We start from the raw sequence: 11739 nt of genomic DNA on the forward strand, positions 1-11739 counted from the left end.
CGGCCAGCAGTCAGATGCCCTGACTGCGCAACCAGTCCAGTAACTGCTGCAACGGGAAGGCCCCGCTCTGGCGCGCCACTTCCTGGCCATTCTTGAACAGGATCAGGCTGGGAATCGAGCGAATGCCCAACTGCGCTGACAACTGCTGATTGGCCTCACTGTCCAGCTTGGCCAGGCGACACTTGCCCGCCAACTGCCCTGCGGCCTGTTCAAACACTGGCGCAAACGACTTGCACGGCCCGCACCAGTCTGCCCACACATCCACCAGCAACGGCAAGTCGCCTTTGATCTGACTGGCGTAATCGCCCTGTTTCAACTCGAACGGCTTGTGGAGCAATACCTCGGCTTTGCAACGACCGCATTTGGGTTTGTCGTTCAGGCGTTCGGCGGGAATGCGGTTGAGACCGTTACAGTGGGGGCAGGGGATCAGCAGTGGATCGGACATGAGCGGGCTCCGGGAGAATAGGCAATGACGCTTATCTGGAGTCGCAGGCAGGAATTATCAAGGCGCGGGCGGTCAGGGGGGCGCAGGAAACAGACCTGGCCCGGATGCAGAGGTTCTGAACTGTTGAGCGCTGCAAACAACATCGACCAGCAGAGCTGGCCGATGCGGTGCGACGGTCGGCCAGACTAGCCAGCGACCGGACTACGCCAGTCATCGGAACCGGAAGTGCCAGAGACTTCGTGGGTCCAGGTGATTTTGCGGTAAGTGAAGTGCACGTCTTCCAGGTGGGTGAAGTGCGACATGTTCGGATCCTGGCAGTTGTGCATGTAGTCTTTGATGTCGACGATGATCGCGTCTTCCAGTTTGGTGGTGTAGTAGTGCTCCTGGGTGCCGGCAGCGGAAGTGCGGTACCAGTGGATAGTGATCTCGCTCAGGCGCTCGCCCGAAGTCAGCGCAGCCAGCAGCAGCGGCGAAGCCTTGTCGAAGACTTTGGTGATGCATACCGGCTTGTGAACGCGCTGACCAGTGGGTTGGCCGGACTGTGGATCACGCGGGATGATCACTTCGTGGCTGAAGCCCTGAACCATCACCTGGTCTTCGTGGCCTTCCTGATAAGTGTTGCCAACGGAGTCTGCGGTGAACGCGCCAGCGGTGATCAGCCCTTGTTTCTCACCAGTGATGGACATGTACGCGGGTGTAGCCATGGATGCTCTCCTTGCTTGAATAACTGAGGGGGCCCCGGGAGGCGAAAACGCCCGGTGGGCGCCTGACAGTTATCAAGCTCCATGCCACTAAAAAATAATTTATATAAATCAATAAGATAAATATTTTCTGTGATGCTCTTCGAGCTTTATTCAACGATTAACGAAGAAAGTTGCGCAGGAACTTGCGCACCACCGCGCAAATTCCTGCGCAGCGGGTCAAGAGCCTTTTGCTGCAAGGTTCACGAGGAGATATCAACAGAGTTATGCACAGGCTTTTGCGCAAAAAGTTGCGCATCATGGCAGAGCGCCGCTTTGCCTTGCGGTCATATGCGTTCACATATTTGAGGTTGGCTGTTTACGACCTGGATCTAGGCTGGGAACAGCGTTCAATACTTTCAAGTGACTGAGTGAGGAATTCGCTTTGCTCCCATCTGCGTGCTACTTTTGTTGCACTTATCGAGACGTCGATATCAACCTTATTTTGGATCGGAGTCCACTTATGTCCGTGACTTCCAAAATCCGCCGACAAGGCGGTGCTGCGGTGATGACCATCCCGCCGACTTTATTGAAATTGCTGCATCTGGAGGTGGGGGCGCAATTGGAGCTGAATGTAGTCGATGGTGAGTTGATCGCTCGGCCAGTCTTACAGCCAGTGCGCAAGCGCTATACCTTGGCTCAACTGCTAGAGGGTTCCGATGAAATCGCCGAGCTCAACGCTGAAACAGCCTGGGCTCGTGAAGGCGACCCGGTTGGCCGGGAGTTGGGCTGATGGTTCGTCGACAGGCCCCGCAGCGAGGCGATGTTTACTGGATTGATCCGAACCCGGTGGCAGGTCGAGAAATGATGAATCGCCACCGTTTTGTTGTGATAACACCGCGAGAGATCAATGCCTTGGGTGTGAGTATGACTGTTCCGGTGACCAGTGGCGGTAGCTTCAGCCGAAACTCAGGTTTGGCGGTGGTTGTCACCGGGCACGAAACCAATGGCGTCGTGGTGTGTAATCAGGTGCGCAGTTTTGATATCGAACAACGAGTCCGAGAGGGTTCTGCCAAGTTTATCGAACGTCTCGACGATGTGACGATGATGGACATCGTTTCGCGAGTTGTCAGTGCAATTGATCCTCAAGACTGAATCCATTCTCACGACGAACAACTGATCTCCAGATGCTTGCCCCACTCGGGCGGGCGCTCCGCATAGTTTTCCATTCCCGGTTGTTCTTCGAACGGGTTGCTCAGCACTGTATGTAGACGCCGCACCTCGTCGTAATTACCGCTTTCAGCCGCTTCGATAGCTTTTTGCGCCAGATAGTTGCGCAGGATGTAGAGCGGGTTGACCGCGTGCATGCGGCTGCGGCGCTGCTCTTGATCATCGGCACCTTCACGGGCGACGCGGGCTGTATAGCGCTCGGCCCAGGCGTCGAAACCTTTGAGATCGATGAAGTCGTCACGCAGGCGGGCGACGGCCTGTTCGGCGGTCTCATTACCCAGTCGACGGAAGAACAGGTTGTAGTCGATGCCGCTGTTTTGCATCAATTGCAGCAAACCTTCGACGAGCTTCTGATCGTCGTCTTCGGCGCTGGTCAATCCGAGACGGCGGCGCATCAGGTCCAGGTAGTGGGCCTGGTACAGCGGAAAGTACAGGCCAAGGGTTTCGCGCAGGGCCTCGACGCTGATGAACGGCGTCAGGGCTTGCGCCAGCGCGCTGAGGTTCCATTGGCCGATAGGCACCTGATTACTGAAGGAGTAGCGGCCCTGATCATCGGAATGGTTGCAGATGAAGTGGGCGTCGAAGTCATCGAGGAAGGCAAAAGGGCCGAAGTCGAAGGTGATCCCGAGGATCGACATGTTGTCGGTGTTCATCACGCCGTGGCAGAAGCCATAGGCCTGCCATTTGGCGATCAGCTCGGCATTGCGCTCGACGATCTCGCGGAACATCGCCAGGTACGGCTCGGGTTGCTCCAGGCACTCAGGAAAATGCATCGCCAACACATGCTCGCCGAGCTGCTTCTGCTGCTCGGGTTTTTTGGTGTAGTAAAAGTACTCGAAATGCCCAAAGCGCACGTGACTTGGCGCCAGGCGTAGCACCATCGCCCCGCGTTCCTGCTTCTCGCGCCAGACGGGCGTATTTGAGCCAATCACACACAGCGCGCGGGTAGTGGGAATACCCAGGGCATGCAGCGCTTCAGAGGCCAGAAACTCGCGGATCGATGAACGCAGCACCGCCCGACCATCGCCCATGCGCGAATACGGCGTTTGCCCGGCGCCCTTGAGGTGCAGGTCCCAATGCTCGCCGGCGTCGTTGTAGACCTCGCCCAACAGCAGCCCGCGACCGTCTCCCAGTTGTGGGTTGTAGGAGCCGAACTGATGCCCGGAATATACCATCGCCCGTGGCTCGGCTTCGGCCCAGAGCTTGTGGCCGCTGAACAGCTCGGCGAACACCGGCGTCTCGGCTACCGCCGGGTCGAGGTCGAGCAACGCCATGGCTGCCGGGCTGGCGACCACCAGTCGCGGATTGTCGATAGGCTCGGGCAGCACATCGGTTGAGAACGCGTCGCCCAGGCGGGCAAAGCGATTGTCGAAGGTCAGTTCGTCGAGGGCTTTCAACGGCCATCTCCAGCAGAATGTCCAGGTATTCTGCTGGGGATTGGCGCGTGGCGTCCAGTCAGTCGAGACGCGCCGATGGTGGCTCAGGTGAAGTCTTGCCTTTATCGGGAGGCGTGGCGGGTTTGACAGCATCGGTGGCCAGTAATATCTGTTCCTGGCCTGTCAGGTTTTTCAGGTGCACATCCACCTGACGGAAAGCGATGTTGATGTTGTGCTTCTTGAACTCGCTGTTGATGAACCGGTTGATTTCATCGAGTGCCGGGTTACGGTCGCCAAGGTCACGCACATGAATACGCAGTTCGTGATCCAGGGTGCTTTCACCGAAGTTCAGGAAGAACACCGAGGGCGAAGGGTCCTTCAGCACGCGCGGGTTTTCCATGGCGGCTCTGAGCAGCAGGGTTCGCACCAGCTCCAGATCCGAATCATAGCCGACGCCCAGCTTGAGGGTCACCCGGGTCACGGTGTCGGTCAGCGACCAGTTGATCAGTTGCCCGGTGATGAACGTCTTGTTCGGGACAATGATGTCCTTGCGGTCGAAGTCGGTGATGGTGGTGGCACGGATACGGATTTTGCTCACCGTGCCCGACAGGTTGCCGATGGTGATCGTGTCGCCGATCCGGACCGGGCGCTCGAACAGGATCATGATCCCGGAGATGAAGTTGGCGAAGATCTCCTGCATGCCGAAACCCAGACCCACCGAGAGCGCCGCTACCAGCCATTGCAGTTTGTCCCAGCTCACGCCGAGGGTCGACAGGGTCGAAACAAAACCCACACCGGCAATCACGTAGGTCAGCAGGGTGGTTGTGGCGTAAGCGCTACCCTGGGCCAGGTCGAGCTTGGACAGCACCAGTACTTCCAGCAAGCCTGGCAGGTTTCGCGCCAGCGCCAGAGTGATGCCGATGATGATCAATGCGCCAAGCATGTCGCCGATGCTGATCGGCACCATGCTCATGTTGGCGCCGGTACCGCTGGTGTATTCGTACAGGGTGATGTTGTCCAGGTACGAGAACACCGTGATCAGGTCCTTCCAGACCCAGTACAGTGCAGCGATGAACCCGCCGAGCAAGGCCAGGCGGATCAGTCGCAGGGACTGTTCGTTGACTTTCTCGATGTCCAGTGTTGGCTCTTCGACGATCGCTTCGCCGTCGCCGGCTTCCTTGGCCGCCTGGCGTTTGGTCAGGGCCCGCTGGTAGGCCAGACGCCGCGCCGCGACGGCCAGGCCGCGCACGAAGGTGGCCTCGATCACCAGCCAGAACATCAGCAGGTACAGGGTGTTGATCAACCGGTCGCTGAGTTTCAGTGCGGTGTAGAAGTAGCCAAAACACACAGCAATGAACAAGGCGATGGGCAGCACGGTAAACAGTATGCCGACGGCTTTGCGAATCAGTGAGGCGCTGTTATGTGTCGGGCTGTTGAGCAGCAGGCGGCTGAGCAACCAGGCCATCAAGGCATAGCAGGTCAGCACCACGGCGATGCCGATAACGTCATCCGCCAGGGATGCCGGTTGCAATTCGGCAACCGCCACCACGGCCACCAGCGCCAGTACGACCAGCCCAAGACGGCGGATCCAGCCGCGAAGGAATTCCACCTGAGGTTTTTCCCAGCGGAAATGCAGTTCCGCCACGCCACCCGGCGCCAGGATCCGGTACGCGGTGTAGAACACCAGCCACGCCTGTGCGATCTGCAGCAGAGCGGCGCCGAGGTTGGCGTTTTGCCCGCGGGCGTCGATCTGCAGTGCGAGGCCGCACAGGGCCAGGGCCAGCGATACCGGCATCGCCAGCAAGATGTTGATCAGAATCGCCTGGGGCGTATGCCACTGGCTGTCGCGTTTGAAATGGCCGATGTCCCGGTGAACCTTGATCAGCCGGGCATAGAGGTACTTGCGTCTCCACAGCAAGGCACCGATCAGTAACGCCAGCGGCAGGAACAGCAGCGGGCGTTGGGTCAGGCCGTCGGCCAGCTCGCTCAGGCTTGAAGCCCATGGCAGCGTGGTGATCTGTTTATCCAGGCGATCAGGCACGGCTCGCATCCATTCGAGGTCCAGTGGCTTGTTGCTGGGAATCCAGAACATCTGTTCGTCAAGGGTCGCGCGCAGATTTTGCGCGGTGCTGAGCAGCTGTTTCTGATTCAGTTGCAGGGTGATGGACTCGTTGAGCACGGCGCTCAGTTCACGGCTCAGCCGTTCCAGCAGATCGGCGCGGGTGATCGCCAGATCGAGCAGGTTCTTGCGCAGCTGTGGTGTGACTTGCTCCGGCGGTTGAGTCGCCAGCAGCGTGTCGACGTAGCTGCTCGGGTTGCCGAGCAGCTCTCGTTGTTGGCTGACTTCGAATTGGTACAAGCGTATGTCGGCGATCTGGTCAGCCAGATTGCGGTCGAGCTTGAGGCGCGGCAGGGCCTGTTTTTGTTTGTAGAGAATCTTGGAAAGCAGCAGGCTGCCCCTGAGCACGTTGATCTGCTCGTCCAGGGCCGCATCGCTCTGGGTCACGCTGTCGAGTTGCTGCTTGGTTTGCAGGTTCTGCTGGGTCACTTCGTTGAGGCGGTCGGTGCTTTTGAGCAGGTAGTCGGACAGTTTCAGGTTGGTCGCGCTTTCGGTGGCGAGCAGACTGCTGCTGCCTGATTTTTGCGCTTCGATCGACTGTTGGGTCACCGTCTCCTGGGACTGGGCCAGGCGCTTCTGGTTGATCAGGGTTTGCAGATCCTGGATTTCCTGCTCCATGCGCGCGGTTTTTTCCATCAGCAAGTCGTGCTGACTGTTGCCCAGGTCTTGCAGTTGGCTGTTGCCGGCCAGTTCCTGACGGCGTAACGGGATCAGCCCGTTGAGCGCGGCCAGTTCGGCGTTGAGTTGATTGCGTTGATCGGCGCTCAGTAGCTTGCTGCCATCCTTGCCGAGTTTCAGGATGCCGTTGATTTGCAGGATGCGCGTCTGGCTGTTGCTGATCTCGGCCTGAGCCCGTTCCGGCCGGGTCTGTGCAGTGATGATCAGGCTGTTGGCGTCGGCCAGGGTTTTCTGCAATTCGCCCTGCTGATTGCTGCGTTCGGTCAACAACTGCTCGAGCTGCGGGACTGGCAGGTTGGCATAACGCTGTGCCGCAGGTACCACCTTGGTGGCCTTGAGACGTACCAGTTCGCGTTGGTTTTCGGCGGTCTGGCGTGGCGCCGTATTCAGTTGCTGCTTGAGGTCGGCCAGTTTCTGCTCGTAATCCTGCAGGTTGACCAGTTGGGTCAACGTCTGCTGCAGAATCGTTTGCAGGGCCTTTTGGTCAGCCTCGGGTAGCTTGCGATCAGCAATCTTGTCCAGGCTATGCTGGACCGACTCACTGGTGGGTAGATCAGCCGCTTGCAGCGCGCCGACGGAAAGGCTGAGCCCAAGCAAGATAATGGCGAAACACGTGCGCAGGGTTGACATAGATACCGGTCGAGCTGGATTGAAAGTGGGCAGTTTAGAGGAAGAGTCCGGGTCCCGGGCGACTTCCTTCGGGGAATCTGACGCCCACTTTGGCAATCTTGTTCCCGTCCATGACGGCAACGGTCCAGATGGTGTTGTTCCACTCCACCTGGTCGCCGACTACCGGCGCACCGCCCACTTTCTGGGTAATGAAGCGGCTCAGTGGCATGTCTGGATCGACCCCTTCGAGTTGCAGTCCGTACAGCGCTGAAACCGCCCCCAGTTGGGCGTCGCCTTCCAGAACGAAGTCACCGAAGAAGCGCAAATCGAGGCCGCGTTGCGGTGCCTGACTGAAGAGTTTTCCGAGCGCCGGCAGGTTGTGTTCATGGCCGATAACGCAGAGCAAATCACCGACTTCGAGCACCGTACTACCCGACGGATGGAGCAGTTGCTGACCGCGAAACAGCGCTGCGATACGTGTGCCTTCGGGCATTTTCAGCTCGCGAAGAGCGGCGCCGATGCACCATTTCTCTGCGCCAAGACGGTACACGAACAGTTCCCACTCACTGGTGACGTGCACTTCGAGGGCGGCCCGGGAGATCGGCGCGGGTTCTGGTGGAACCATCACCTTCAACAGTTTGGCGACCCACGGCAGGCTGGTGCCTTGCACCAGCAGCGATACCAGCACGATGAAGAACGCGAGATTGAAGTACAGCTGGGCGTTAGGCAGGCCGGCCATCAACGGGAACACCGCCAGAATGATCGGGACCGCGCCGCGCAAACCAACCCAAGAGATAAAGGCCTTCTCGCGTCCATGGAAAGCCTTGAACGGTAGCAAGCCGACTATCACCGACAGCGGCCGCGCAAACAGAATCATCCACAGCGCCAGACCGAGGGCGGGTAGGGCAATGGGTAGCAAGTCGTGGGGTGTCACCAGCAGCCCCAGCACCAGGAACATGCCGATTTGCGCCAGCCAGGCCATGCCGTCGAGCATGTGCAGGATGCCGTGGCGGCTGCGTACCGGGCGGTTGCCGATCGCCAGACCGCACAGGTACACCGCGAGGAAGCCGCTGCCGTGCAGGGCGTTGGTCAGGGCGAACACCACCAGACCGCCGGCGATCACCAGAATCGGATACAGGCCGGCGGCCAGGTGGATTCGATTGACCATTTGCAGCATCAGCCAGCCACCGCCCAGACCGATGATGGCGCCGATACCGAACTCACTGATCAGGTGCCCCAGCAGGCTCCAGTGCAGACCGGTTTCGCCGCTGGCGAGCATGTCGATCAGGGTAACGGTGAGAAACACCGCCATCGGGTCGTTGCTGCCAGATTCGATTTCCAGGCTGGCGGTCACCCGTTCGTTCAAGCCTTTGCCGCCCAGCAGCGAGAACACCGCCGCGGCATCGGTGGAGCCGACGATGGCGCCGATCAGCAGGCCCTGGATCAGGTTCAGGTTGAACAGCCAGGCGGCGGCCATGCCGGTCAGCCCGGTGGTGATCAGTACCCCGATCGTGGCCAGCGACAGCGCCGGCCATAGCGCTACGCGGAAACTCGCGACCCGGGTGCGCAACCCGCCGTCGAGCAGGATCACGGCCAGCGCGAGGTTGCCGACCAGATAAGCCGTTGGGTAGTTATCGAAGATGATGCCGCCGCCGTCGACGCCGGCGGTCATGCCCACAGCCAGGATGATCACCAGAATCGGGATGCCGAGGCGGGACGAAAGGGAGCTCACCAGTATGCTCGCACCTACCAGCAACGCGCCGATCAAGAACAGGCTGTTGATGGTCGTCGCATTCAAAGGCAGTACTCCAGAAGCAGGCAGGCGGGCGCAAACTGACCATGCAGTCTGCGTGCCACGATTCTAACCTGTTGAAATGTGATGCTGTCAAAAAAGCTTTTGACGCGAGACGACGATCGATCCCACGCTCTGCGTGGGTGCGATCGCCTACTCAGAGGCTAAACCGCCCAACCATGTTGTTCAGGTCCAGTGCCAGGCGCGACAGCTCATTGCTCGCAGCACTGGTCTGATTGGCACCGGTGGCTGATTGCACAGACAAGTCGCGAATGTTCACCAGGTTGCGGTCGACTTCACGGGCGACCTGCGCCTGTTCTTCGGCGGCACTGGCGATGACCAGGTTACGTTCGTTGATCTCGGCGATGGCGCTGTTGATGGTGTCCAGCGACAGGCCGGCGCCCTTGGCGATGTTTAGCGTCGATTCGGCGCGCTCGGTACTGTTGCGCATCGAATTGACGGCGTGTTCGGTACCGCTCTGGATGCTGCCGATCATGCGTTCGATTTCGCTGGTGGACTGCTGGGTGCGGTGCGCCAGGGCACGAACTTCATCCGCCACTACGGCAAAACCACGACCGGCCTCACCGGCGCGTGCGGCTTCAATCGCGGCGTTCAGCGCAAGCAAATTGGTCTGGTCGGCGAGGCCGCGAATTACGTCCAGCACTTTGCCGATGTCCCGCGATTCTTCCGCCAGGTTACCGATCAGGTTGGCAGTGCTCTGCACGTCGGCGCTCATGCGTTCGATGGCGCTGACAGTTTCCTGCACCAGATCACGGCCGTCACCGGCAGAGGTGGTGGCGTTTTGCGAGGCTTCGGAAGTGCTCACCGCATTACGCGCAACTTCTTCCACGGCGCTGGTCATTTCATTGACGGCGGTGGCGGCCTGTTCGATTTCATTGTTCTGCTGGGTCAGGCCACGGGCGCTTTCGTCGGTGACGCTGTTCAGCTCTTCTGCCGCTGAGGCAAGTTGTGTGGCCGAACCGGAAATCCGTTGCAGGGTGTCACGCAGTTTTTCCTGCATTTTCGACATGGCCAGCAACAGGCGACCCGCTTCGTCGCTGCCGTCGACCTTGATGGGGCGGGTCAGGTTGCCTTCGGCGATTTCTTCGGCGGCGGTCAGGGCCTTGGCAATCGGTTGGGTGATGCTGTTGGTCAGTAACCAGGCAAACAGCAAGGTCAAGCCGGTAGCGATGACCAGCAATGTCACCACCAGATTGAAGGCGGAGGAGTATTGATCGGTGGCCTGCTGATTGGTGTTGACGGTCTGTTGGGTGTTGATTTCGAGCAGGCGGTTTAGCACGGTGTTAATCGCTTCGGAGTTGGTCAGCAATTCGGTGTTCAGCAACGTGCGCAGTTCGTCGACCTGGTTATTACGCGAAAGCGTCTTCATCCGGTCTTCAATCTGGCGGTATTGCCCCAGCAACTGCATGTACTGGTCGTAGGCCGCGCGTTCCTGCGGGCTGCTGATGAGCTTTTCATAGACGGATTGGGCGACACGGATCTGCTGGTTACGGGTGTCGAGCAACTCCATGGTCTTTTGCTGGATATCCGGTTCGCGGTTGACCAGCAAACGATAGGACAGCACTCGCTGACGCAGGCTCAGTTGGGTGAACTCGTCGAGGCTTTTGATGCTCGGCATATTGTTGAGAGTGATGTCTTCAGCGGCTGCGCGGATCTTGCTCATCTGGTTCAAGGCGAACACCCCCAGAATCAACATCAGACTGCCGATCAAGGCAAAGCCGAGGAACGCTCGCGGAGCGATATTCAAATTACGAAGGGACATGGTGTTTACCGAATAAAGCGCATTCGCGCGAGGTGCCAAGACTGGATATCTGTGACTTATCGGTCATAAGACTAAAGTCTTGAGCGCCTGCGTATTTTTGCCGCAGGCGAGGCGCTATTACGAAACGCCAGGAACCAGATGGATGAATCGCAGTCTTTAAAGCTCGCAAGCAAGGTCGTCGCCAGGAAAATCAAGGCGTCCGGCCCGGATAACCCTGGCATCCGTGATGACTTTTCTTTATCGTACGCGCCCTTTGAAAATGCCTGAGAAATCAAAATGTTGGAAGCATCCCTAAGCCAATTGGAACAACTGGTCAGCGAACTGGTACAACAGAACCAGGAGCTGCTCGGCACGAACAAAAAACTCAGTGCGGAACTGGCCCAGGCCAAGGATGAAAACGAAAGTCTGCAACTGAGCCTGATGGAGCAGGAAGAAAAGCAGGGCGCCACCGTGGCACGCATTCAAGCCCTGGTTGAGCGCGTCAGCGCGGGTCCTGTCAACGCATGAGAAACGGCGCCGACGGGATAAAAGTCATCTCGATTCTCGGGGAGGACTATTCAATCAAGGCTCCGGCCGGGGAAGAGCAGACCCTGCTGGACGCTGCTTTAATGCTGAAGGCCGCTTTGGCCAGCACCAAGAAAAAATACCCGACTCTGATTGGAGACAAATTGCTGGTGCTGGCGGCGATGAATCTGTGCTCGCAGCAGATCGACATGCAGAAACGGCACAAGCAGGAACTCGACCGTTACCAAGAGCAAGTCAGCGCCACGGTTGAAGTGATTTCACGGACGATCGGCCAGGCCTGATCGGGTTGAGCACAACCAAGGAATAAACTGTCGGACAAACTGTTTTGTGGTTTGTATACAATCGGCATGGCTGTTGCAGTGTTTCAGCCTCTTATTCTTTGGGGGTGCTCCATGCAGTTCTGGCGACGCAGTATTCAATGGCAGTTGATCCTGAGTATGGGCACCGCCCTGCTGGTCAGTATTCTGATCGTGGTTGGCATTTATACCCTGGTGGTCAACCG

The 11739-nt window shown here is 58.6% G+C and carries 10 protein-coding genes and 1 pseudogene; 4 read left to right on the plus strand and 7 right to left on the minus strand.

Going from position 1 to position 11739, the window contains the following annotated elements:
* Positions 1 to 10 precede the first annotated feature (10 nt).
* Both trxC and AC07O1_RS01355 read right to left on the minus strand, forming a co-directional pair.
* Positions 11 to 445, minus strand: coding sequence for a thioredoxin TrxC (gene trxC, locus AC07O1_RS01350; RefSeq protein WP_495022894.1), 435 nt, complete (start codon positions 443 to 445; stop codon positions 11 to 13).
* Positions 446 to 630: 185 nt separating this feature from the next.
* On the minus strand, positions 631 to 1149 hold the full coding sequence (locus tag AC07O1_RS01355; RefSeq protein ID WP_495087697.1) for an Hcp family type VI secretion system effector: 519 nt from the start codon (positions 1147 to 1149) through the stop codon (positions 631 to 633).
* Positions 1150 to 1648: 499 nt separating this feature from the next.
* Here AC07O1_RS01355 and mazE point away from each other — a divergent pair, with 499 nt between their 5' ends.
* Together mazE and mazF are read left to right on the plus strand one after the other, a co-directional pair.
* Complete coding sequence (gene mazE / locus AC07O1_RS01360; protein WP_495011077.1) at positions 1649 to 1918, plus strand: type II toxin-antitoxin system antitoxin MazE; 270 nt, start codon at positions 1649 to 1651, stop codon at positions 1916 to 1918.
* The gene (mazF, locus tag AC07O1_RS01365) at positions 1918 to 2280 is read left to right on the plus strand and encodes a type II toxin-antitoxin system toxin MazF (protein ID WP_494995513.1); all 363 of its coding nucleotides are present in this window, start codon (positions 1918 to 1920) and stop codon (positions 2278 to 2280) included. Before mazE ends, mazF begins: the two co-directional genes overlap by 1 nt.
* A gap of 8 nt (positions 2281 to 2288) precedes the next feature.
* Here mazF and selO read toward each other — a convergent pair whose 3' ends face one another.
* The 5 genes and pseudogenes from selO to AC07O1_RS01390 all read right to left on the minus strand — a co-directional run.
* Complete coding sequence (gene selO, locus AC07O1_RS01370; protein ID WP_495087698.1) at positions 2289 to 3752, minus strand: protein adenylyltransferase SelO; 1464 nt, start codon at positions 3750 to 3752, stop codon at positions 2289 to 2291.
* A gap of 58 nt (positions 3753 to 3810) precedes the next feature.
* On the minus strand, positions 3811 to 7158 hold the full coding sequence (mscK, locus tag AC07O1_RS01375; protein WP_495087699.1) for a mechanosensitive channel MscK: 3348 nt from the start codon (positions 7156 to 7158) through the stop codon (positions 3811 to 3813).
* A gap of 34 nt (positions 7159 to 7192) precedes the next feature.
* Complete coding sequence (locus tag AC07O1_RS01380; protein WP_495087700.1) at positions 7193 to 8935, minus strand: potassium/proton antiporter; 1743 nt, start codon at positions 8933 to 8935, stop codon at positions 7193 to 7195.
* A 151-nt stretch (positions 8936 to 9086) separates the two neighbouring features.
* Positions 9087 to 9959 (minus strand): methyl-accepting chemotaxis protein, encoded by an 873-nt coding sequence (locus tag AC07O1_RS01385; RefSeq protein ID WP_495011088.1) that lies wholly within the window; start codon positions 9957 to 9959, stop codon positions 9087 to 9089.
* Positions 9960 to 9989: 30 nt separating this feature from the next.
* Positions 9990 to 10712, minus strand: a pseudogene (locus AC07O1_RS01390) (MCP four helix bundle domain-containing protein); the annotation flags it as partial.
* A gap of 276 nt (positions 10713 to 10988) precedes the next feature.
* Between AC07O1_RS01390 and AC07O1_RS01395 the strand changes: the two are divergent.
* Together AC07O1_RS01395 and AC07O1_RS01400 are read left to right on the plus strand one after the other, a co-directional pair.
* Entirely contained in the window at positions 10989 to 11219 is a 231-nt protein-coding gene (locus tag AC07O1_RS01395) for a hypothetical protein (RefSeq protein ID WP_494995517.1), read from the plus strand.
* The gene (locus AC07O1_RS01400) at positions 11216 to 11518 is read left to right on the plus strand and encodes a cell division protein ZapA (RefSeq protein ID WP_494995518.1); all 303 of its coding nucleotides are present in this window, start codon (positions 11216 to 11218) and stop codon (positions 11516 to 11518) included. Before AC07O1_RS01395 ends, AC07O1_RS01400 begins: the two co-directional genes overlap by 4 nt.
* The last annotated feature ends 221 nt before the right edge of the window (positions 11519 to 11739 follow it).

The sequence above is a fragment of the Pseudomonas sp. GW821-FHT07G10 genome, assembly GCF_059418545.1.

What these genes read in the sequence shown, in the direction of transcription:
- trxC (WP_495022894.1), bottom strand. Translation starts at nt 445, where the DNA reads ATGTCCGATCCACTGCTGATCCCCTGCCCCCACTGTAACGGTCTCAAC.
- AC07O1_RS01355 (WP_495087697.1), bottom strand. Translation starts at nt 1,149, where the DNA reads ATGGCTACACCCGCGTACATGTCCATCACTGGTGAGAAACAAGGGCTG.
- mazE (WP_495011077.1), top strand. Translation starts at nt 1,649, where the DNA reads ATGTCCGTGACTTCCAAAATCCGCCGACAAGGCGGTGCTGCGGTGATG.
- mazF (WP_494995513.1), top strand. Translation starts at nt 1,918, where the DNA reads ATGGTTCGTCGACAGGCCCCGCAGCGAGGCGATGTTTACTGGATTGAT.
- mscK (WP_495087699.1), bottom strand. Translation starts at nt 7,158, where the DNA reads ATGTCAACCCTGCGCACGTGTTTCGCCATTATCTTGCTTGGGCTCAGC.
- AC07O1_RS01385 (WP_495011088.1), bottom strand. Translation starts at nt 9,959, where the DNA reads ATGTCGAAAATGCAGGAAAAACTGCGTGACACCCTGCAACGGATTTCC.
- AC07O1_RS01395 (WP_494995517.1), top strand. Translation starts at nt 10,989, where the DNA reads ATGTTGGAAGCATCCCTAAGCCAATTGGAACAACTGGTCAGCGAACTG.
- AC07O1_RS01400 (WP_494995518.1), top strand. Translation starts at nt 11,216, where the DNA reads ATGAGAAACGGCGCCGACGGGATAAAAGTCATCTCGATTCTCGGGGAG.